Raw genomic sequence first — 20,893 nt, forward strand, 5'->3', positions numbered from 1 at the left:
ACGATGCTCGGACTGTCCGTGGCGGCCCTCACCGGATACCTCGCCGCGATCGTCGTCCTCATGATCACACCCGGCCCGGACATGATGTTCGTGCTGGCCAACGCCACCCGCTACGGGGCCCGCTCCGGCGTCGTCGCCGCGCTCGGCGTCGCCGCCGGGGAAGCCGTGCACGTCGCGGCGGTGGTCGGGGGACTGGCCACGCTGATCAGCGCCTCACCGGTCCTGTTCACCGCCATCCGATGGGCCGGCGCCGCCTACCTGATCGTCCTGGGGATCCGGGCCGCCCGCCACCGCGATCCGGTCACCGCCACCGGTCCGGACCACGGCGCGTCGCCCGGCCGGGCGTTTCTGCGCGGCCTGGCGACGAACCTGCTCAACCCCAAGATGATCCTGTTCAGCGTGGCGTTCCTGCCCCAGTTCGTCGACCCCGGCGCCGGCAACGCCACGGCGCAACTCGTCCTGCTCGGCGCCCTGTTCGTCGCCGTGCAACTCGCCGTGGACGTCACCCTCGGCGCGGGCGCCGGCCGGCTCGCCCGCCGGTTGGCCGACCGGCGGTGGTCGCGGCGGATCAACCGGGTCTGCGCGGTCGCGTTCGTCGCGCTCGGCGTCCGCCTCGCACTGGGCTAGCCGTCGCGTCCGCTGCCCGCCGACGACGCCGCCACCCCGGCGCGTGAATGCGGCTCCGGAATATTCGTTGCCAACCGCGGACACCGAGCTTACCTTTGATCAGCAAGGTCAACCGAACCGGAAAAGGAGCTCCCCGTGTCGCAGTACGCCCTCACCGAAACCATGCGGTCCAAGCCGCGCGGTGGTGTCGTGCTGCCCTCGATCGGGCGAGCCCACGATCTGCGCGCGAGTGAGCAGAACTGGAAGTCGGGGTGGCGGCGCGAATAGCGCCAGCGGAAGCTGGAAAGCCGCCCACCCGACAGGGGAAGGGCGGCTTTTTCGTTACCCGATCAATCACAGAGGGGCGTAGCTCAACCGGGAGAGCACCGGTCTCCAAAACCGAAGGTTGCAGGTTCGAACCCTGTCGCTCCTGCTTTCGCCGCGGCCACGGCCGGAGGCGCCGTTGATTCTCAACTCCACAGTGGATGGCATGGAAGAGGCCTCGGTCGGCGCCGGCAGGCGCCGGCCGGGGGTAACACCTTCCGGGACGGGGGAGACGGTGACCCGCCCGCTTTGGGAGCGGGAGACACAGCGTTCGACTCGCTGGTCCCGGACGATGGGGTGGTGGCACCGGAAACGCCGCAGTGCGTACCCGGCCTGCTGCCTGTCCCATGGGCCGTTGGAGCAATTGGCAGCTCATCCGGTTCTCAGCCGGACGGTTACGGGTTCGAGTCCCGTACGGCCTACGTACGACATGCCAAGCGGTCGTGGTGAACTGGGCGGACACGTCGATCTTCCACATCGAAGCAGCGGGTTCGATGCCCGCCGACCGCTCTCGCTGAGGTAGGCCCGTTGGCGGGCACCCTGACAGGCATTCGGAAAGGACGCGGGTTCGTTTCCTGCTCCTGCGACACCGACCGAGCGCCGTGCAGCACGGAACCGGCCGGCGGGAGTGCGTCCCGCCGGTCACCTTCCCGGGTCGTCTAGCCGGCAAGACGCCGCACTCTGGATGCGGAGAGCTGGGTTCGAATCCTGGCCCGGGAGCGCAATGCCCTCGTAGCCCAACGGTAGAGGCACGACGTTGAGGACGTCGCCAGTGTGCGTTCGACTCGCGCCGAGGGCACCACGCCGACGTAGCTCAGATGGTCGGAGCGCTCCGCTCATGACGGAGAGGTCCCCGGTTCGAGGCCGGGCGTCGGCACGCAGGACATGCCCGGGTAGCCGAACGGCAGGAGGCACCCCGTTCAGGTCGGGGACGTGTGCGTTCGAATCGCGCTCCGGGTACGCGTGGGGTCGTAGCTCAGATGGCAGAGCGCTTCCTCGACAAGGAAGAGGTCGGCGGTTCGAGTCCACCCGACGACACCATGCCCCCGTGGCTCAGCGGATAGAGCACTGGATTACGGATCCAGGGGTCGCGCGTTCGAATCGCGCCGGGGGTACGCAACGGGAATGTGGCGCACTCGGTGGTGCGCCGGTTGGAGCCGGAGGGCGTCGGGTCGCGCCCGACCGGCCCGGCTCACGGTGAGGCCACCCGACAGGCGCCGCTAGCTCATGGGGTAGAGCTGCCGACTCTTAATCGGCTGGTGCAGGGTTCGAGTCCCTGGCGGCGCACCATCGTGCTCAGGCACGACTATTCCGGCGTCGCCCAATCGGTAGGGCAGCGGACTGTTGATCCGTAGAGGTACTGGTTCGAGTCCAGTCGCCGGAGCGATGGAGTGGGGGCTTCCGCCCCGGCGGTCTGCGGAACCGCGTACGCCAGCCCGAATCCGGTCACGACTCCAACCACCATCCACTGTGGTGAGCCGGCACGACGGCCGCCGATGATCTCCGGTCGCCCGGCGGGCCGCACCGAAGGTGGGGGATTGTGTCGACTCCCGCCGATGCGTAACGTAGCGCACTGATGTGACTACTCACTGTTTCAGTTGGAGGTGGTCCATGTGACGCGCACCGTGGAGACGGAACTGCCGCTCTGGCCCCCGGTCAACACCGCCCGCGGCCCGTTCACTCCGTTGGACGACGCCGAACGCCGGCGCTACGTCGGCCCGGTGCGGCGGGTGCGACTGCCCACCGGATCCTCGGCGTGGCTGGTCACCCGGCACGCCGACGTACGCCACATGCTGCGCCAGCCGGCCTTCAGCTCCGACTTCGACCGCCCCGGCTTCCCGTTGCTGCGACCGCCGGCCCGCTCGACGGCCGGCGACAGCAAGGGCTCGTTCATCCGGATGGACGGCGCCGAGCACTCCCGGTTGCGGCGGATGCTCACCGCCGAGTTCATGATCAAGAACGTCCGCCGGATCGAGCCGCTGATCCGGGGCTCCGTCGACCAGGCGCTCGACGACCTGGCCGCCGCCGGGCCCCCGGCCGACCTGGTGTCGACCTTCGCCCTGCCGCTGCCGTCCATGGTGATCTGTCACCTCCTCGGCGTCCCCTACGCCGACCACGACTTCTTCCAGACCCGCAGCCGCACGCTGCTCGACCGCGAGATGCCGCCGGAGCGGGTCCGGCGCGACTTCGAGGAGCTGCGCGACTACGTCCGGACCCTCGTGGACGACCGGCGGGCCCGGGCCGACGACGCCGACGACCTGCTCGGCCGACTCGTGCGGGAGCGGGTCGAACCGGGGGAGTTGGAGGTCGACGAACTGGTCGGCATGGCGCTGCTGCTGCTCATCGCCGGGCACGAGACCACCGCCAACATGATCGGGCTCAGCGTCCTGCTGCTGACCGGGGACCCCGCCCGCTACGCGATCCTGCGCGACGAGCCCGAGCGGGCGGCGGACCTGGTGGAGGAGTTGCTGCGCTACCTGAGCATCGTGCGGACCGGGTTGTTCCGGGTCGCCGTCGAGGACGTCGAGGTCGGCGGTCGGCTGATCCGGGCCGGCGAGGGCGCCATCGCCCTCATCTCCCTGGCCAACCGCGACGACGAGGTGTTCGACGATCCCGACGCGTTCGACCCGTACCGTCAGGCGCACCAGCAGGTGGCCTTCGGGTTCGGGGTGCACCAGTGCATCGGGCAGCCGTTGGCGCGCGCCGAGTTGCGCATCGCGTTGGTGGCGCTGGCCCGCCGATTCCCCGGACTGCGGGTGACGGCGGCACCCGAGGAGCTGAGCACCCGGGACAATTCCATCGTCTTCGGCCTCGACACGCTGCCGGTGACGTGGTGAGCGCCGCCGGCGAGGCGGCGACCGTGCGGGTGCGGGTCGACCGGGACGCCTGCTGCGGTTCGGGCAACTGTGTGCTCACCGCCCCGGAGGTCTTCGCCCAGGACGACGGCGACGGGCTGGTGCTGCTGCGAGTCACCGCGCCGCCGGCGGGCAGCGACGAGCGGGTGCGCCGCGCCGCCGACCTGTGCCCGGCCGGGGCCATCCAGGTCACCTGACGCCCTGGCGGCCACGAATCCGGGGCAGCCACATCAGGATCCCTTCCGCGCCGCCGACCGGGGCGAACGGCAGCGCCGTGGTCGGGATGGCCTCCCGCTGCACGAGCTGCGCGGTGTGGCCGCCGTGGCATCCACGGCGGCCACACCGTCCCGGTCGCGCCGTCAGGCCGCGCGCGACGACAGGATCAGGCCTGCGGGGTACGCGGGGCCGCGTCTCACATCGGGGTCCAGCCGTCGCTGCCGGCCAGGTACCTCTGCGGCGTGTAGGTGGCGGCCTGCGCGTCGCTGAGCTGGGGACGGTTGCCGTTGACGGTCGCGCCGGCACCGGTGTTGCGGTATTCGGAGAAGCGGGCGTTCTGCCAGGTGGCGTCGCCCATGTTGGTCCACGGCTGGGCGTTCTTGACGGTGCTGCTCAGGTTGGACTCTCGGTAGAGCACCTGCGCGCCCTGCCGCCAGGGCCGGCCGAGGGTGGTGTTGTTGCTGCCGGCGCCGGTGATGGTGGAGCGGTAGAACAGGAAGCCGTAGGTCTTGGCGGCGTCGGTGCTCGCGGCGGTCATGGTGCCGCCGGAGGAGCGCTTCTCGTGGACGGTGCAGGCGTTGAAGACGACAGTGCCGCCGCCGAAGACGAAGTCGGTGGTGCCCTCGATGTAGGAGTTGACCACGTAGGCGCGGGTGCGGTCGTTGACCAGGAAGGTGTCCTGGTCGCCGAGGAGCCGCACGTTGCGCAGCACCGCCCGGTCGGCGTTGAGGTGCAACGCCACGGCCTGGTCGCCGGTCTCGTAGGTGTTCTCGTCGTAGTCGTTGGAGATGGTCAGGTTCTCCGCGACGAAGTTCGCCCCGTCGACGAACATGCTGGCGCTGCCGGAGGTGCCGCTGGTGTGGGCGGAGTTGTGGTAGACGATCGTGGTGTTCGACGGCGACGAGCCGAGACCCTGGAAGGTGATGTTCGGCTTGTTCGACGGCACGCGCACCACCTGCCGGTAGGTGCCGGGCTTGATGGTGATGACCCGCCGGGTGGTGTTGTTCGCGGGGACCGCGTCCACGGCCTCCTGCACCGTGCGGTAGGTGCCGCTGCCGTCCGAGGCGACCGTCGACGTCCCGCCCGACGGCGGGGTGGTGGGGGTGCTGCCGGTGGGGTTGAAGCGCCATTGCATGCGGGCGGTGTCGGCGCAGGGTTCCTGGATGATGGGGTTGTTGCCGGCGGTGGAGCCGTCCTTGTTGGCGATGCAGAGGTTGTTGAGGTTGCTGCGGATGAGGAACTTGTCGGCGACGTTGGAGGGGGTGAGGGTCCAGGTCTGGTTGGTGCTGGTGCCGCAGGTCCACTGCCAGAGCTGTTCGCCGGTGGTGCTGGAGTAGTTGGGCACGTCGATGCACTTGCCGCTGTTGAGGTTGGTCAGGCCGTAGGCGCCGTTCTGCGACACCGCCCGGAACTGTTGCGCCGGGGCGCCGGCGTCGCAGGCCACCTGCGCGAGGCGTACTCCGTTGTCGGTGCCGGCGCCGGTCACGACGATGCATTTGCCGCTGGCGCCGTTGGCCAGGGTGTAGGTGCCGCCGGCGACCGGAGTGGCGGCGTCGGCAGGGCCGCCCAGCGCCACGACGGCGACCGGGACGGTGAGCGCCACGGCGGCGGCCGTGGACAGGACGCCGACCCGGCGTCCCGGAAGTGCTCTCTTGGACATGTTCCTACCTCGATGTCAGGGGTGGTGGTGGAGGGGCGCGGTGCGCGGCGGACCGTGGCCCGCCGCGCACCGTCGGCGTCACTGGCCGATGGCGGCCTGGGGGCCGGCGTACGTGCGCAGCAGGGCGGGCACGTCGGCGGCGGGGTCGAGCCGGTAGCTGTAGAAGCTCGACGGGGTGAACGCGGATCCGCCGGTCTCGCGCTGGCCGGTGCAGGCGACGCAGACGCTGCCGCTCTGGCGCAGCTCGGCGGCGTCGTCGCGGTAGTAGGGATCCTTGACGGTGTCGTAGTAGGTGTTCTCGATGACCATCTTGGTGGCGCCGCGGGAGTAGTTGCCGTAGCCGCGGACGTTCTGCATGTAGTTGTTGTAGAGGTGCGCGTACTGCACGTTGTCGGTGCTGGGGTTGCGCACGTTGGTGTCGTGGATCCAGTTGTGGTGGATGGTGATGCGGGCGGTGACGTTGGTGGTCCAGCCGATGCCGAACGCCTTGTTGCCCTCGGCGATGACGTTCCAGGACACGGTGAGGTTGGTGGTGTCCTTACGGCTGTCGATCAGACCGTCGTTCATCCGCACGATCTGGTTGTGGTCGATCCAGATCCGGTTGGCGGTGTCCATCTGGATGCCGTCGTAGTCGAAGTCCTTGTCGTCCGGGTCGTCGGAGGTCATCCGGGTGTCACGGATGGTGAGGTTGCGGATGATGACGTTGCTGGTGCCGGTGCCGAGGTTGAAGCCGCCGTTGACGATCTGGCCGCCCCTGCCGACGCCGACGATGGTCTTGTTCGACTTGACCGGGATCTCCTTGCCGTACGGGCTGATCGTGATCGCCGCGCCGACCCGGATCACGTGGGGGGTGCTGGCCGAGGCGTAGCGCTCCAGGTCGGCTTGGTTGGTCACGGTGACCGTGGTGCCGCCGGCGCCGCCGGTGGTGCCGGCCGCGCCGGCGAACCCGTCCGGCGCGTTCGCGTACGGCCCGCTCGACGGCGGGGTGGTGGGTGGGTTGGTGGGGGTGCTGCCGACGGGGTTGAAGCGCCATTGCATGCGGGCGGTGTCGGCGCAGGGTTCCTGGATGATGGGGTTGTTGCCGGCGGTGGAGCCGTCCTTGTTGGCGATGCAGAGGTTGTTGAGGTTGCTGCGGATGAGGAACTTGTCGGCGACGCTGGAGGGGGTGAGGGTCCAGGTCTGGTTGGTGCTGGTGCCGCAGGTCCACTGCCAGAGCTGTTCGCCGGTGGTGCTGGAGTAGTTGGGCACGTCGATGCACTTGCCGCTGTTGAGGTTGGTCAGGCCGTAGGCGCCGTTCTGCGACACCGCCCGGAACTGTTGCGCCGGGGCGCCGGCGTCGCAGGCCACCTGCGCGAGGCGTACTCCGTTGTCGGTGCCGGCGCCGGTCACCACGATGCATTTGCCGCTGGCGCCGTTGGCCAGGGTGTAGGTGCCGCCTGCCGTCGGGGTGGCGGCGTCGGCGGGTCCGACGAGCGCCACGACGGCGACCGGGACGGCGAGCGCCGCGGCGACGGCCGACGAGGTGACGGCGGCACGCCGCCCGGAGAGTCTTCTGCTGGACATCGTCTTCCTTTTCGGTGCGGACGGAGGTGACGTCACCGCCGGACGGCAGCCCGGACCGTCCCGTCAGATCCCGGTCGAGACGTCATTCCCGCGACTGCGGGACAAACGGTGAAATGGTGCGGGGAAATGAGTCCCGGTCGAGGTCACCCGCTGCCCGTGCGAATGACGACCGGAAATGATTCCCGCCCTTTGGCCCATTCCTGCGAATGGGCGACGCTGCCGGCTCCGGCGCGTGCCCGAACAGCTAAGCACATCCGTCCTGCTCAGCCGGTACGTGGAGCGACGAGAACGGCGCCATTCGGAAAACCTCGCCGGTTTGTGTTATCCAGCTCTCCCGGATGCGTCGCGGGCCTTTCAGGGCGCGCCGCGTCAGTCACCCAGGTCGGCGCCGACGCCTTTCCCGGTGTCCAGGTACGAGGTGCGGGGGAGGCTGCCGTCCGCGGCGCGCCGGCCCTGCGCCACCGTCGGGTCGACCGAACGCAGCGACGACTCGCGCCACTCGCCGCGATCCCACGAGTTGTCGTCGGCGGTGACGTCCGGGCCGATCAGGGCCGGTCGTTGCCGGTTACCGACCGAGAGGTTGCCCCGGGCCGAACCACGTGCGCCGCTCAGGTCGAACCCGTCGCCGCCGTTGTGGTAGGCGGTGTTGCCGACCAGCGACATCGCGCCGGTGTTGCCCTCGGCGCCGAACCCGTCGCCGCGGTTGTCCCAGGCGGCGTTGTCGCGGACCCGGTGCGCCGCCGACGGTGTGGTCTCGCCGCCGCCGAGGGAGAAGCCGAAGCCGTTGCTGTCCCAACCGGCGGCGTTCCACCGGTTCTGGCCGTTGCCGTAGGACCAGTTGCTCTCGACCGTGATCGGGCTGCGGAAGGCGCCGAAGTCGAACCCGTCGTCGGCGTTGTGGAACGCCCGGTTGCCCCGCACCACGTTGCCGTCGCCGTCGCCGAACTTGACGCCCAGCCCGATCCCGGCGCTGCCGCGCTCCCGTGGGTCGTAGTTGCGGTAGAAGTCGCTGTCGAGCACCTGGTTGCCGGACGTCCCCGGGTCGCGCAGGGTCAGGCCGGAGCGGTAGTTGTCGTGCACCGACAACCGCCGGAACGTGGTGAACCGGCAGGCGTTGCACGTCCACGCGTGGCTGCGGGAGCCGCGTACCTCCAGGTCCTGCACGGTCCAGAAGGCGGTGCGCTGGGTCACCGCCTGTTTGCCGTCGCCGACCGCGCTCGCGTCCACGACGGCGCGTTCGCCGCGGTAACCGCTCAGGACGATCCGCCGGTCGGGGGCGCCGTCGGTGTCGATCTCCACCGGCCGGCTGAGTCGGTGGACACCGCCGCGCAACGCGATGGTCTGGCCGGGCCGGACCACCTCGACCGCCCGGTTCACCGTCGCGAACGGTCGTTCCCGGCTGCCGTCGGCGGCGTCGTCGCCGTCGGGCGCGACGAAGATGTCCGCGACGGTCACTCCGGTCACCGACGTCGGCCGGGCGGCGGGCGAGCCGGTCGGGGTCGGGCTGCCCGAGGCCCGCAACGGGGGAGCGGGGGTCGGTGACGAGGCGATCGGAGCGGCCACGGCGGGCGCCGGGCCGGGGTCGGGTGTCAGGTACACCGCGTAGATGACGGCGCCCAGCGCCAGCGCCGCCGCGGCGGCTCCGGACACGGCGAGCTGCCCGGAGGTGAGTCGGCGCGCCGGGCCGTGCGCCGGCGACGCCGCCCCGGCCTCGACCGCCGCCCGGACCGCCGCGACGAGGGCGGCCGGCACCGCCACCACGACCAGGCCGTGCAGCAGCCGCTCCGGCGCGAGCAGTTCGGCCCGGTGCGCGCCGCAGCGGGCGCAGTCACGCACGTGCCGGCCGAACCGCTTGCGCCACACCGGGGAGCGTTCACCGGTCCAGGTCCGCCTCAGCGCCGCCAGTTCCGGGCAGCCGGGGCGCTGCCCCAGGGCGGCCTCGATCGTCCTGGCCGTGTCCAACCGGTTGCGCATGCGCTGCAGCCGTACCGCCAGGTGCGGCTCGCGCACGCCGAGCATGCCGGCGAGGTCGGCGCGGCTCAGGTCGCCGAGCGCCTCCTGCCACCACGCCGCGAGCAGGCGCCGGTCGTCGGGCGTCAACCAGCGCGACGCCTCGGCCACCTCCCGGCGCTGTCCGCTGAGCGCGGCCTCGACGACGGTACGACCGGCCACGTCGCCGCCGGCGTCCGGGAACTCATCCGGCTCGGTGAGCGGCGTGACCGCGAACGGCGGCTGCTGCCGCAGGTGGTCGCTGACCTGCCGGTGGACGATCGTGGCGAGCCAGGGCCGGAAGCGGTCCGGGTCACGCAGCTCCGGCAGGCCCCGGATCATGCGGATCATGCACTCCTGCGCGACGTCGTCCACATCGGCCCGGTCGCCCAGGACGCCCCTGACCAGACGGTAGACCGACGGTAGTGTCCTGGTCGCCAGCTCGGCGAGCGCCTCGCGGTCGCCGGCCCGGGCCGCACGCACCAGCCCTTCCACGCCACTCCCTCTCATCGCCGGCGGTGCCTCGATTGCCCAGACAATGGAGGTGTTTGCCGGACGTTACTGGCGGATCTCCGCCCGAGCAAGGGCTCTTCCGGGGCGAGACCTCCCATGCCTACCGTCGTCGGTGGGAGGAGCATCACGGCGTCGTCCGTCGGATCAGATCAGACCTCTGGCGTGATGTGCGGGGTGTGCCCACCCGCATTCGGGGGAGTACGCTTCCAGACGTCGGATGTTCGGAGGAGGTGGCGTGCCGGTCACCGACGAAGCGATCGACAAGATGAACTCGATGATCGTTGGGGGAGAGCTGGCGTCGGGCGAACTGCCCGTGCTCACCGAACCCGCGCTGCGGATCGGCGCCGTGACCACACCGGCCACCGGCCCCGTCCGCGACGTGCGGGGGCAGCCATGAGCACGGAGTTCGCCGGCCTCAAGGCGGTGGTGACCGGCGGCGGCTCCGGCATCGGCCTGGCCACCGCCCGGCTGCTCGCCGCGCGGGGAGCCGCCGTCGCCTGCCTCGACCTGGACCCCGCCGCGGTGCCGGCCCCGCTGCGCGGCCTGCGGTGCGACGTCACCGACGACACCTCCGTGGCCGAGGCCGTCGCCGCCGCGGCACGCCATCTCGGCGGCATCGACATCCTGGTCAACAACGCCGGGGTCGGCGCGCGGGGGACCATCGAGGCGAACCCGGTCGACGAGTGGCACCGGGTCTTCGACGTCAACGTGGTCGGCGTCGTCCGGGTCACCCGGGCGGCCCTGCCCGAGCTGCGCGCCTCCTGCCACGCCTCGGTGGTCAACATCGGCTCCATCGCGGCGGGCACCGGCCTGCCCGACCGGGCGCTCTACAGCGCCACCAAGGGCGCCGTGCAGGCCCTGACCCTGGCGATGGCCGCCGACCACGTCACCGAGGGCATCCGGGTCACCTGCGTCAACCCCGGCACCGCCGACACCCCCTGGGTGCGCAGGCTGCTCGCGGCGACCGCCGACCCGGACGCCGAACTCGCCGCCCTGCGGGCCCGCCAACCCATCGGACGGCTGGTCTCGGCCGACGAGGTGGCCGCCGCCATCGCCTACCTGGCCAGCCCGCTGGCCGCCGCCACCACCGGAACCGTGCTGGCCGTCGACGGCGGCGTGCACGGCCTGCGCCTGCGCCCGGCCGGCGACGCTCCGCCCCCGCCCGCGACCTGAGGAGCCCAGTGCAAACCAACCGGTTGGGCCGCTCGACGGTCCGGGTCACCGCGGTCGGCTTCGGCGCGGCCGGGATCGGCAACCTCTACCGCGGCGTCACCGACGACGACGCGCGCGGCGCCGTCGACGCCGCCTGGGGTGCCGGCATCCGATACTTCGACACCGCCCCGCACTACGGCCTCGGGCTCTCCGAGCGCCGCCTCGGCGCGGCGCTGGCCGGGCGGCCCCGCGCCGAGTTCAGCGTCTCCACCAAGGTCGGACGCATCCTGGTGCCGTCCCCGGACACCGCCGACCGGCGCGACGACGCGGCCGGGTTCGACGTCCCCGCCGACCACGTGCGCCGGTGGGACTTCAGCGCCGACGGGGTACGCCGGTCGCTGGAGTCCAGCCTTGACCGCCTCGGCCTCGACCGGGTGGACGTGGCGCTGATCCACGACCCCGACGACCACTGGCGGCAGGCGGTCGAGCAGGCGTACCCGGCCCTGCACGAGCTGCGCGCGCAGGGCGTGGTCGGGGCGATCGGGGTGGGCATGAACCAGTGGCAGATGCTGGAGCGGTTCGTCAGCGACACCGACGTCGACACCGTCATGCTCGCCGGCCGCTACACCCTGCTCGACCAGTCCGCCGCGCGGACGCTGCTGCCCCGCTGCCGGGAGCGCGGGGTGGGGGTGCTCGCCGCCGGCGTGTTCAACAGCGGCGTGCTGGCCACCGAGACCCCCGGGCGGACCTACGACTACGGGCCGATCCCGCAGCCCCTGTACGACCGGGCGCTGCGCATCGCCGAGGTGTGCCGCGCGCACGGGGTGACGCTGCCGCAGGCGGCGATCGCGTTCGTCGCGCGGCATCCCGCCGTCGCGACGGTCGTGCTCGGTGCGAAGAGCCCGGCCCAGGTGCGGCGGAACGCCGCCTGCACCGGCACGCCGGTCCCGGCGTCGCTCTGGACGGACCTCGTCGCGCAGGGGCTGGTCGAGTCGTGACCCTGGCTCCGGTCAGTCCGGCCGGCCGTCGCCGTCGGTCTCGGCCAGGATCGTCCGCAGCCAGGACTCGGAGGTGTTGACGTGCATCAACGCGGTCGCCTGGGCGAGTGTCTGGTCGCGGGCGCGCAGCGCGCGGTAGATCGCCTGATGCTCGCCGAGCGTGACGTGTGCCGCGTTGCCCTCGATCAGGCCGCGCCAGACCCGGGCTCGCACGGTCTGTCCGGAGAGCCCGTCGAGCAGCGAGGTGAGCGTCTCGTTGCCGGTGGCCGCGATGACCGTGCGATGGAAGGCCGTGTCGTACTGGATCAGCTTCTCGGCGTCCTCGGCGGCGGTCCGCATGTCCTCCAGGAGCTGCGCCAGCTCGTCGAGGTGGGCGTCGGTGAGGCGGGCGGCGGCCAGGCCGGTGGCGGCCGGCTCCAGCAGCCGGCGTACCTCCATGACCTCCAACAGCGTGTCGTCGCGCAGGAGTTCCACGGCCAGGCCGACGCCCTCCAGCAGCAGGCGTGGCGCCAGGCTGGTGACGTAGGTGCCGTCGCCGCGGCGGACGTCGAGCACGCGCGCCGACTCCAGGGCCTTGACCGCCTCCCGGACGCCGCTGCGGGAGAGCCCGATCTGAACCGCGAGCTGCGGCTCCGGAGGCAGCCGGGCCCCCGGAGGAAGCTCCCCGGACTGGATCATCTGCCTGATCTTTGCGATGGCCTCGTCGGTCAGTGCCATGCGCCCTCCCTCGCCCCGGTGCTCGCCCGGTAGACATCATATCTCCGCACATCCACGTCTCAGGGGCCAGCTCTACCTGGGCGCTCAGCGGTCCGTCAGAGGTCGAGCGGTGGGCGCCGGTAACGCGCCGGAAACCTGTCCCTAGACAGCCATAAAGAGTTTCGTCTATAAAGACATCAGACCTTTGGCCGTCCGTCGTCTGCCGGCGGTCGACGAGCGAGCACCCCCTCCGCGCAGATCGGACCCGAACAGGAGAACGGTGAGCCTCACGATTTCGCTACGCCTGACACTGGTGTCCCTGCTGGGTCTGAGCATGCTGACCGCATGCTCCTCCGGCGGCGACGCCGGCGCCGCCGGCGGCAAGCCGCTCGTCGGCGTCGACTACCCCCGGTCGGACACCGACTTCTGGAACGCCTACATCAAGTACGTCCCACCGTCGGCGCAGGAACTGGGCGTCGACCTCAAGACCACCAACTCGCAGAACGACATCGCCACCCTCATCTCCAACACCCAGACGTTCATCAGCCAGAACGTCAAAGGTGTGGTGATGGCGCCGCAGGACACCGCCGCCATCGCCCCGTCGCTGCAACAGTTGGCCGACAAGAAGATCCCGGTCGTCACCATCGACACCCGGCCGGACACCGGCAAGGTCTTCATGGTGGTCCGCGCCGACAACCGGGCCTACGGCACCAAGGCGTGCCAGTTCCTCGGCACGAAGCTCGGCGGCAAGGGCAAGGTCATCATGTTCCAGGGCGGGCTCGACTCGATCAACGGCCGGGACCGCACCGAGTCGTTCAACGAGTGCATGAAGCAGAACTACCCGGGCATCACCGTCTTCGGTGAGGCGACCGAGTGGAAGGGCGACCTCGCGGCGTCGAAGTTCCAGACCCGGCTCGCCTCCGACCCGGACATCAAGGGCGTCTACATGCAGTCCTCGTTCGCGCTCGCCGGCACGCTCCAGGTGCTCAAGCAGCGCAACCTGCAGTTCCCGCCCTCGGACCCCCGGCACGTCTTCGTGGTGTCCAACGACGGCATCCCGGAGGAACTCAAGAACATCAAGGCGGGCCTGATCGACGCCACGGTCAGCCAGCCCGCCGACCAGTTCGCCAGGTACGGCCTCTACTACGTCAAGGCCGCGATCGACGGGAAGACCTTCGCCCCCGGCCCGACCGACCACGACAGCACCATCGTCCAGGTCCGTGACGGGCTGCTCGAGGACCAGCTCGCCGCGCCGCTGGTCACCGCCGACGGCGCCACCATCGCCGGACAACCGACCCTGAAGTACGACGACCGGACGCTGTGGGGCAACGCGTCGTGACCGACCCCGCAGCACGCCCCGACGACGGGCGGGCCGACCACGGTCCACCCGTCGTCGAGGCGGTCGACATCACCAAGCGCTACGGCTCCACCCTCGCCCTGGACTCGGCCGGCATCATGGTCCGGCCGGGGGAGACACACGCCCTGGTCGGCCGCAACGGCGCCGGCAAGTCCACCCTGGTCGGCATCCTCACCGGCTTGCAGGAACCGGACGGCGGGCAGGTCGCGTTCGACGGTCGCCCGGCCCCGCCACTGGCCGACCGCGACGCCTGGCGACGCCGGGTCGCCTGCGTCTACCAGAAGTCGACAGTCATCCCCACGCTGAGCGTCGCGGAGAACCTGTTCCTCAACCGCCACGCGCGGGGCCGGGACCGGCTCATCCGGTGGCGCACCGTGCGCCGTGAGGCCGAGCGGCTGCTCCAGGAGTGGTCGGTGGACGCGGACGTGGACCAGCCGGCCGGCACGCTCACCGTCGAGGAACGCCAGTTCGTCGAGATCGCCCGGGCGCTGTCGTTCGGGGCCCGGTTCATCATCCTCGACGAACCCACCGCGCAACTCGACGCCGGCGGCATCGCCCGGCTGTTCGCCCGCATCCGCGATCTCCAGCGACAGGGCGTGACGTTCCTGTTCATCAGCCACCACCTCCAGGAGATCTACGAGATCTGCGACACCGTCACCGTGTTCCGCGACGCCCGGCACATCCGCACCGCGGCGGTCGCCGACGTCACCCCGGCCGAGTTGGTGGCGGCGATGACGGGCGAGGAGGCCGGCGCCGGGCCCGCCACCACCCGGCCCGCGCCGGCCGGGGACGCCGCCGAGCTGTTGGCCGTCGACGGCCTGGTCACCGGCGCCGGGGCCGAGGCGTCCTTCCGCGTCCGCGCCGGCGAGGTGGTCGGGTTGGCGGGCGGCGGCGGCAGCGGCAAGGTCGACGTGGCCGAGACGATCGTCGGCCTGCGCCGGCTGTGGGGCGGCACGGTACGCCTCGACGGGCGCGTGCTGCGCCCCGGCAGCGTGCGTGACGCGCTCGACGCCGGCATCGGGCTGGTCCCGCAGGACCGGCACCGGCAGGGCCTGGTGCCGATGCTGTCGGTCGCCGAGAACATCACCATGACCGTGCCGGGGAAGCTGCGCCGTCGCGGCTTCCTCGCGCCGGCCCGCCGCGACGCGTTCGCCGAACGGTCCATCGCGGACCTGGGCATCAAGACCGCGGGCCCGGGGCAGCCGGTGTCCGGCCTGTCCGGCGGCAACCAGCAGAAGGTGGTGATGGGTCGGGCGCTGGCCAGCGACCCGAAGCTGCTGGTGCTGATCACTCCCACCGCCGGGGTCGACGTGCGGTCGAAACAGAACCTGCTCGCGGTGGTCGACCGGGTCTCCGCCCAGGGCACCGGCGTGCTCATCGTCTCCGACGAACTCGACGACCTGCGCGGGTGCGACCGGGTGCTGGTCATGTTCGCCGGCCGCGTCGTGCGGGAGATGCCCCGGGGCTGGCGCGACGCCGACCTCGTGGCCGCCATGGAAGGGGTGCAGGCCGAGCATGTCTGACACGCTTGTCTCCACGGGCGCACCGGCGCCCACCGACCGTCCGAGCGCCCGACGGCGGATGCCCGCGCTGGCCCGCCTGCGGGACCTGGTGCTGGTGCCGGCGATCGTGGTGATCGCCGTGGTCGGCCAACTGGTCAACCCGGTCTTCCTGCAGAGCGACAACCTGATCAACATCCTGCAGAGCATGTCCGCCATCGCGATCCTGGTGCTCGCCGAGACGCTGGTGCTCATCACCGGCAAGATGGACCTGTCGCTGGAGTCCACCTTCGGCCTTGCCCCGGGCGTCGCGGCCTGGCTGGTGGTCGACCCGGCGATCACCCACGGGCTCGGCGTCGACCTGCTCGACGGCGCCTGGGCCGTCCCGGTCACCCTGCTCGTCGGCGCGCTCGTCGGCGCGTTCAACGGCCTGCTGATCGTCCGGTACGGACTGAACGGCTTCATCGTCACACTCGGCATGCTGATCGTGCTGCGGGGCCTGCTCACCGGCATCTCCGGCGGCAGCACCTTCTTCGGCCTGCCGCCGTCGATGTCCTATCTGGGCAGCGCCTCCTGGCTCGGGGTGCCGGTCTCCATCTGGCTGTGCCTGGTGGCGTTCGCGGTGGCCGTCGTGGTGCTCGGCTACACCTCCGGCGGCCGGGCGCTGTACGCGATCGGCGGCAACGTCGACGCGGCGCGGGCGGCCGGCATCCGCACCGACCGGATCCTCTGGCTCACGCTCGTCACCGCCAGCGTGCTCGCCGCGCTGGCCGGCCTGATCCAGGCCGGGCGGCTCGCCTCCATCCCCAGTGGGCAGGGCGACGGGGCGATCTTCCAGGTGTTCGCCGCCGCGGTCATCGGCGGCGTGAGCCTCAACGGCGGCAAGGGCAGCATGGTCGGCGCCTTCACCGGCGTGCTGCTGCTGTTCATGATCGTCAACGTGCTGACGCTGGCCGGCGTGCCCGCGCAGTGGACGAACTTCCTCAACGGCGCGGTCATCCTGGTCGCCCTTGTGCTGTCCCGGATCACCGGGGGCAAGGCGCAGGAGTGAACGCACACACATCCGACGATCCGGGAGCAGACGGTGACTGAGCTGATCTCGTCCGTAGCGACCTTCGACGTGCGATTCCCGACCTCGCGGCACCGCGACGGATCCGACGCGATGAACCCCTTCCCCGACTACTCCGCCGCCTACGTCGTGCTGCGCACCACCGGCGGCGCCGAGGGCCACGGGCTGGTCTTCACCGTCGGCCGCGGCACCGAGATCCAGGTGGCCGCCGTACGGACGCTCGCCGACCTGATCGTCGGCGCGTCGGTCGACGAGATCGTGGCCGACCCGGGCGCGCTCGCCCGCCGCCTGATCGGCGACAGCCAGATCCGCTGGCTCGGCCCCGAGAAGGGCGTCGTGCACATGGCCGCCGGCGGCATCGTCAACGCCGTCTGGGACCTGGCCGCCCGACGGGCCGGCAAGCCGCTGTGGAAGCTGCTGGCCGACCTCACCCCCGAGCAGATCGTCGCCCAGGTGGACTTCCGCTACCTGCGCGACGCCCTCACCGAGGACGAGGCCCTGGCGCTGCTGCGCGCCGGCGTGCCGGGCCGGGCCGAGCGGGAACGGCTGCTGCGCGAGGAGGGCTACCCGGCCTACACCACCACCCCCGGCTGGCTGGGCTACGACGACGACAAGCTCACCCGGCTGTGCCAGGAGGCGGTGCAGGACGGCTACGACCTGATCAAACTCAAGGTCGGCGCCGACCTCGACGACGACGTGCGCCGGATGGCGCTGGCCCGCCAGGCGGTCGGGCCCAAGGTCCGACTCGCGGTCGACGCCAACCAGATCTGGGGCGTGCCCGAGGCGATCGGGTGGATGAGCGCGCTGCGCGGCTTCGACCCGTACTGGATCGAGGAGCCCACCTCGCCCGACGACATCCTCGGCCACGCCGCGGTCCGGCGCGCCCTGGCCCCCGTCAAGGTGGCCACCGGCGAGCACGTCCACAACGCCGTGATGTTCAAGCAGCTCCTCCAGGCCGACGCGGTCGACGTCGTGCAGATCGACGCCTGCCGCGTCGGCGGCGTCAACGAGAACCTGGCGATCCTGCTGCTGGCCGCCAAGCACGGCGTGCCGGTCTGCCCGCACGCCGGCGGCGTGGGGCTGTGCGAACTCGTCCAGCACCTGGCCATGTTCGACTTCGTGGCGGTCAGCGGTAGCTGGGAGGACCGGGCCATCGAGTACGTCGACCACCTGCACGAGCACTTCGTCGATCCGGTCCGCGTCGAGCGGGGTCGCTACCGCGCGCCGACCGCGCCGGGCATGAGCGGGCAGCTTCTGGCCGACACGCTCGACGCGTACCGCTTCCCCGACGGCCCGCAGTGGACCGCGGCCGGCGACGCCGTCCCGGCCGCGACCGCCTGAGCGCGCAACCGACCGATTCCACCGAGGCCCGTACGGGCAGGGAGACGTCTTGATCGTCGACGCGCACCACCACCTCTGGCGACCCGAACGCGGCTACACCTGGCTCGACGACCCCGGCCTGGCCGGCATCCGCCGGCCGTTCACCCCGCCGGACCTGCGCGCCGCGATCGACGCCGCCGGCGTACGCCACACGGTGCTGGTGGAGGGCGGACGCTGCCACCGCGACGAGGCCCCGGAGTTTCTCGGCCACGCCGCCGACACCGAACCGATCGCCGGCGTGGTGGCCTGGGCCGACGTCACCGACCCCGACCTGCCGGACACGCTCGCCGACTACCGGCGGATGCGCGGCGGTGAGCTGCTGGTGGGCATCCGCTCGCAGGTGCAGGGCGAGCCCGACCCCGACTACCTGGACCGGCCGGACGTCCGCCGCGGCCTGGTCGCGGTGGCCGACGCCGGGCTGGTCTTCGACCTGGTGATCCGGGCCGACCAGATCCCCGCCGCGGCCCGCGCGGCCCGAGACCTGCCGCAGGTGCCGTTCGTCCTGGACCATCTGGGCAAGCCGCGCATCCGCGCCGGCGTCGCCGGGCTGGCCGGCTGGTCGGCCGACCTGGCGGCGCTCGCCGCCAGTCCCAACGTGACCGCCAAGCTCTCCGGTCTGGTGACCGAGGCCGGGCCCGGCTGGACGGTGGCCGCGCTGCGGCCCTTCGTGGCCGTCGCGGTGGAGACCTTCGGGGCGTCGCGGCTGATGTTCGGCTCCGACTGGCCGGTCTGCCTGCTCGTCGCCGACTACCGCGTGGTGCGCGACGCGCTGGGGGCGGCGCTGCCGCCGCTGTCCGCGGGCGAACGCGACGAGATCTTCGCCGGCACCGCGGTGCGCGTGTACCGGCTCGCGGTCCGAGAGGACGGAACGGGAGAGGGATGCAACGCTACGGCACGGTGATCCGGCTACGCCCGGAGCGGCGCGCGGCATACCTGCGGCTGCACGCCCAGGTCTGGCCGAGCGTGGAGCAGACGCTCCGGGCGGCCAACATCCGCAACTACACGATCTTCCTGCACGGCGACCTGCTCTTCGGCTACTACGAGTATTTCGGCGCCGACCACGCCGCCGACCAGGCCCGCATCGCGGCCGACCCGCAGACCCGCCGGTGGTGGCAACTCACCGACCCGTGCCAGGAGTCCCTGGCCGACCCGGACTCCGGGCAGTGGTGGGCGCCCATGCGGGAAGTCTGGCACCTGAGCGAAGGCGGAACGACATGACCCAGGCCGCACTGTACGTCGGCAACCGCACCTTCACCGTCGTGGACCGACCGGCGGTCCCACCCGGGCCCGGCGAGGTCCGCGTCGTCGTCGCCTACACCGGCATCTGCGGCACCGACCTGCACGTGCTGCACGGCGCGATGGACCACCGGGTCTCCGCCCCGGCCGTGATCGGGCACGAGATGTCCGGCCGGATCGCCGAGCTGGGCGCCGGCGTCACCGGCTGGCGGGTCGGCGACGCGGTGACCGTGATGCCGCTGGCCTGGTGCGGAGACTGTCCGGCGTGCCGCGCCGGGCACCAGCACGTCTGCCACCGGCTCGACTTCATCGGCATCGACTCACCGGGTGCCATGCAGGGCTCCTGGACCGTGCCGGCCGGGACGCTCGTGGCGCTGCCCGAGGGCCTGTCCCTGCGGCACGCGGCGCTGATCGAACCGACCGCCGTGGCGGTGCACGATGTACGCCGCTCCCGGCTGGCGGCCGGCGAACGCGCGGTGGTGATCGGCGCCGGCCCGGTCGGCCTGCTGATCGCCGGTGTCGCCCGCACCGCCGGCGCGCACGTTCTCCTGGTCGAACTCGATCCGCACCGCCGCGACGTGGCGACCCGACTCGGCTTCACCGTGGTCGACCCCGCCACCACCGACCCGGCCGACGCCGTCGACGAGCGCACCGGCGGGGCCGGCGCGGCGGTGGTGTTCGAGGTCTCCGGGTCGGCGGGCGGGATACGGACCGCCACCGGGCTGCTCGCCGTCCGTGGACGCCTCGTCGTGGTCGGCATCCACCCGACACCCCGCGAGGTGGACCTGCACCGGGTCTTCTGGCGCGAGCTGGAGATCGTCGGCGCCCGGGTCTATCAGCGCGTCGACTTCACCGAGGCGGTCCGCCTGCTGGCGGCCGGCGAGGTCCCGGCCGAGGACCTCATCACCGAGGTGGTGCCGCTGCGCGACGTCGCCGGCGCGTTCGACGCCCTGGAACGCGGCGGGGTGGTCAAGATCCTGATCGACTGTGGCGGTGGCCGATGACCATGTTCGACCTCAGCGGCAGGCTGGCCGTGGTGACCGGTTGCCGGCGCGGCATCGGGCTGGCGATGGCGGACGCGCTGGCCGGCGCGGGCGCCGACGTCATCGGCGTCAGCGCCGCGCTGGAGAACGAGGGCAGCGAGGTGGCCCGGCGGGTCGAGGCCCGGGGGCGCAGCTTCACGCCGTACCGGGCGGATCTGGCCGACCGGACGGCGGTGGCCGAGTTGGCCGCGGCGCTGGCCGGCGGTCCCCGCCCGGTGGACATCCTGGTCAACAACGCCGGCACCATCCGGCGGGCCCCGGCCGCCGAGCACCCCGACGCCGACTGGGACGAGGTGGTGCAGGTCGACCTGACCGCGCCCTTCGTGCTCGCCCGGGAAATCGGCAGGCAGATGCTCGCCAGGGGGAGCGGGAAGATCATCTTCACCGCCTCCATGCTGAGCTTCCAGGGCGGAATAAACGTCGTCGGGTACGCGGCGGCGAAGTCGGCGATCGCCGGGGTGACCCGGGCGCTGGCCAACGAGTGGGCCGGCCGGGGCGTGAACGTCAACGCGATCGCCCCCGGCTACATCGCCACCGACAACACCCAGGCGCTTCGTGACCAGGCGGACCGCAACAGGGCGATCCTGGAACGCATCCCGGCGGGCCGGTGGGGGCGACCCGAGGACCTGGCCGGCGCGACGGTCTTCCTGGCCTCCGACGCCGCCGCCTACGTCCACGGCACCGTCCTCGCCGTCGACGGGGGCTGGCTGGGCCGGTGATGCCGCGCCGGCCTCCGC

The 20,893-nt window shown here is 71.9% G+C and carries 19 protein-coding genes and 10 tRNA genes; 25 read left to right on the forward strand and 4 right to left on the reverse strand.

Annotation, left to right across the window (positions count from 1 at the left end):
• Nucleotides 1-3 precede the first annotated feature (3 nt).
• From H1D33_RS05695 to H1D33_RS05760, 14 genes are all read left to right on the forward strand, one after another.
• The gene (locus H1D33_RS05695) at nucleotides 4-627 is read left to right on the forward strand and encodes a LysE family translocator (RefSeq protein WP_181569057.1); all 624 of its coding nucleotides are present in this window, start codon (nucleotides 4-6) and stop codon (nucleotides 625-627) included.
• Between the two features lie 135 nt (nucleotides 628-762).
• A complete protein-coding gene (locus H1D33_RS05700) occupies nucleotides 763-894 on the forward strand; it encodes a hypothetical protein (RefSeq protein ID WP_281370385.1) in 132 nt (43 codons plus the stop codon).
• 72 nt (nucleotides 895-966) lie between these two features.
• Nucleotides 967-1,039: transfer RNA gene (locus H1D33_RS05705), tRNA-Trp, on the forward strand.
• A 240-nt stretch (nucleotides 1,040-1,279) separates the two neighbouring features.
• A tRNA-Glu gene (locus H1D33_RS05710) sits at nucleotides 1,280-1,352 on the forward strand.
• 15 nt (nucleotides 1,353-1,367) lie between these two features.
• Nucleotides 1,368-1,440, forward strand: a tRNA-Gly gene (locus H1D33_RS05715).
• Nucleotides 1,441-1,578: 138 nt separating this feature from the next.
• Nucleotides 1,579-1,650, forward strand: a tRNA-Gln gene (locus tag H1D33_RS05720).
• A 6-nt stretch (nucleotides 1,651-1,656) separates the two neighbouring features.
• Nucleotides 1,657-1,732: transfer RNA gene (locus H1D33_RS05725), tRNA-Leu, on the forward strand.
• A 1-nt stretch (nucleotide 1,733) separates the two neighbouring features.
• Nucleotides 1,734-1,807 (forward strand) — tRNA-Met (locus tag H1D33_RS05730).
• A gap of 10 nt (nucleotides 1,808-1,817) precedes the next feature.
• Nucleotides 1,818-1,890, forward strand: a tRNA-Leu gene (locus H1D33_RS05735).
• An 82-nt stretch (nucleotides 1,891-1,972) separates the two neighbouring features.
• Nucleotides 1,973-2,045: transfer RNA gene (locus H1D33_RS05740), tRNA-Arg, on the forward strand.
• A gap of 99 nt (nucleotides 2,046-2,144) precedes the next feature.
• Nucleotides 2,145-2,220, forward strand: a tRNA-Lys gene (locus H1D33_RS05745).
• Between the two features lie 20 nt (nucleotides 2,221-2,240).
• A tRNA-Asn gene (locus H1D33_RS05750) sits at nucleotides 2,241-2,314 on the forward strand.
• 229 nt (nucleotides 2,315-2,543) lie between these two features.
• Entirely contained in the window at nucleotides 2,544-3,767 is a 1,224-nt protein-coding gene (locus tag H1D33_RS05755) for a cytochrome P450 (protein WP_181569056.1), read from the forward strand.
• Nucleotides 3,761-3,982, forward strand: coding sequence for a ferredoxin (locus tag H1D33_RS05760; RefSeq protein WP_246411638.1), 222 nt, complete (start codon nucleotides 3,761-3,763; stop codon nucleotides 3,980-3,982). Before H1D33_RS05755 ends, H1D33_RS05760 begins: the two co-directional genes overlap by 7 nt.
• Nucleotides 3,983-4,197: 215 nt before the next feature.
• Here the strand turns inward: H1D33_RS05760 and H1D33_RS05765 are convergent, their stop codons facing one another.
• From H1D33_RS05765 to H1D33_RS05775, 3 genes are all read right to left on the reverse strand, one after another.
• A complete protein-coding gene (locus tag H1D33_RS05765) occupies nucleotides 4,198-5,661 on the reverse strand; it encodes a pectinesterase family protein (protein ID WP_181569055.1) in 1,464 nt (487 codons plus the stop codon).
• 78 nt (nucleotides 5,662-5,739) lie between these two features.
• Nucleotides 5,740-7,224 carry an RICIN domain-containing protein gene (locus tag H1D33_RS05770; RefSeq protein ID WP_181569054.1) on the reverse strand — a complete coding sequence of 495 codons (1,485 nt, stop codon included), beginning with the start codon at nucleotides 7,222-7,224 and terminating at the stop codon, nucleotides 5,740-5,742.
• A gap of 369 nt (nucleotides 7,225-7,593) precedes the next feature.
• Complete coding sequence (locus H1D33_RS05775; protein ID WP_246411635.1) at nucleotides 7,594-9,708, reverse strand: sigma-70 family RNA polymerase sigma factor; 2,115 nt, start codon at nucleotides 9,706-9,708, stop codon at nucleotides 7,594-7,596.
• Nucleotides 9,709-9,961: 253 nt separating this feature from the next.
• Here H1D33_RS05775 and H1D33_RS05780 point away from each other — a divergent pair, with 253 nt between their 5' ends.
• The 3 genes from H1D33_RS05780 to H1D33_RS05790 are packed head-to-tail and all read left to right on the forward strand — an operon-like array spanning nucleotide 9,962 to nucleotide 11,876.
• Nucleotides 9,962-10,123, forward strand: a complete 162-nt coding sequence (locus H1D33_RS05780) for a hypothetical protein (RefSeq protein WP_181569052.1) — start codon at nucleotides 9,962-9,964, stop codon at nucleotides 10,121-10,123.
• Nucleotides 10,120-10,899: an SDR family NAD(P)-dependent oxidoreductase gene (locus H1D33_RS05785; RefSeq protein ID WP_181569051.1), complete on the forward strand. Its 780-nt coding sequence runs from the start codon at nucleotides 10,120-10,122 to the stop codon at nucleotides 10,897-10,899. Before H1D33_RS05780 ends, H1D33_RS05785 begins: the two co-directional genes overlap by 4 nt.
• 8 nt (nucleotides 10,900-10,907) lie before the next feature.
• Entirely contained in the window at nucleotides 10,908-11,876 is a 969-nt protein-coding gene (locus H1D33_RS05790) for an aldo/keto reductase (protein WP_181569050.1), read from the forward strand.
• A 12-nt stretch (nucleotides 11,877-11,888) separates the two neighbouring features.
• Here H1D33_RS05790 and H1D33_RS05795 read toward each other — a convergent pair whose 3' ends face one another.
• The gene (locus H1D33_RS05795; RefSeq protein ID WP_181569049.1) at nucleotides 11,889-12,593 is read right to left on the reverse strand and encodes a FadR/GntR family transcriptional regulator; all 705 of its coding nucleotides are present in this window, start codon (nucleotides 12,591-12,593) and stop codon (nucleotides 11,889-11,891) included.
• 259 nt (nucleotides 12,594-12,852) lie between these two features.
• Here H1D33_RS05795 and H1D33_RS05800 point away from each other — a divergent pair, with 259 nt between their 5' ends.
• The 8 genes from H1D33_RS05800 to H1D33_RS05835 are packed head-to-tail and all read left to right on the forward strand — an operon-like array spanning nucleotide 12,853 to nucleotide 20,875.
• Nucleotides 12,853-13,911, forward strand: coding sequence for a sugar ABC transporter substrate-binding protein (locus H1D33_RS05800; RefSeq protein WP_246411633.1), 1,059 nt, complete (start codon nucleotides 12,853-12,855; stop codon nucleotides 13,909-13,911).
• Nucleotides 13,908-15,452 carry a sugar ABC transporter ATP-binding protein gene (locus H1D33_RS05805; RefSeq protein ID WP_246411631.1) on the forward strand — a complete coding sequence of 515 codons (1,545 nt, stop codon included), beginning with the start codon at nucleotides 13,908-13,910 and terminating at the stop codon, nucleotides 15,450-15,452. The genes H1D33_RS05800 and H1D33_RS05805 overlap by 4 nt, the downstream gene beginning before the upstream one ends.
• Entirely contained in the window at nucleotides 15,445-16,479 is a 1,035-nt protein-coding gene (locus H1D33_RS05810; RefSeq protein WP_181569047.1) for an ABC transporter permease, read from the forward strand. Before H1D33_RS05805 ends, H1D33_RS05810 begins: the two co-directional genes overlap by 8 nt.
• 33 nt (nucleotides 16,480-16,512) lie before the next feature.
• Complete coding sequence (locus H1D33_RS05815; protein WP_181569046.1) at nucleotides 16,513-17,838, forward strand: enolase C-terminal domain-like protein; 1,326 nt, start codon at nucleotides 16,513-16,515, stop codon at nucleotides 17,836-17,838.
• A 49-nt stretch (nucleotides 17,839-17,887) separates the two neighbouring features.
• Nucleotides 17,888-18,778: an amidohydrolase family protein gene (locus tag H1D33_RS05820; RefSeq protein ID WP_181569045.1), complete on the forward strand. Its 891-nt coding sequence runs from the start codon at nucleotides 17,888-17,890 to the stop codon at nucleotides 18,776-18,778.
• On the forward strand, nucleotides 18,757-19,095 hold the full coding sequence (locus tag H1D33_RS05825) for an L-rhamnose mutarotase (protein WP_181569044.1): 339 nt from the start codon (nucleotides 18,757-18,759) through the stop codon (nucleotides 19,093-19,095). Before H1D33_RS05820 ends, H1D33_RS05825 begins: the two co-directional genes overlap by 22 nt.
• The gene (locus H1D33_RS05830) at nucleotides 19,092-20,117 is read left to right on the forward strand and encodes a zinc-dependent alcohol dehydrogenase (RefSeq protein ID WP_181569043.1); all 1,026 of its coding nucleotides are present in this window, start codon (nucleotides 19,092-19,094) and stop codon (nucleotides 20,115-20,117) included. Before H1D33_RS05825 ends, H1D33_RS05830 begins: the two co-directional genes overlap by 4 nt.
• A complete protein-coding gene (locus tag H1D33_RS05835) occupies nucleotides 20,114-20,875 on the forward strand; it encodes an SDR family oxidoreductase (RefSeq protein ID WP_181569042.1) in 762 nt (253 codons plus the stop codon). Before H1D33_RS05830 ends, H1D33_RS05835 begins: the two co-directional genes overlap by 4 nt.
• The last annotated feature ends 18 nt before the right edge of the window (nucleotides 20,876-20,893 follow it).

It is taken from the genome of Micromonospora ferruginea, from assembly GCF_013694245.2.
GTDB classification, from domain to species: Bacteria; Actinomycetota; Actinomycetes; order Mycobacteriales; family Micromonosporaceae; genus Micromonospora; species Micromonospora robiginosa.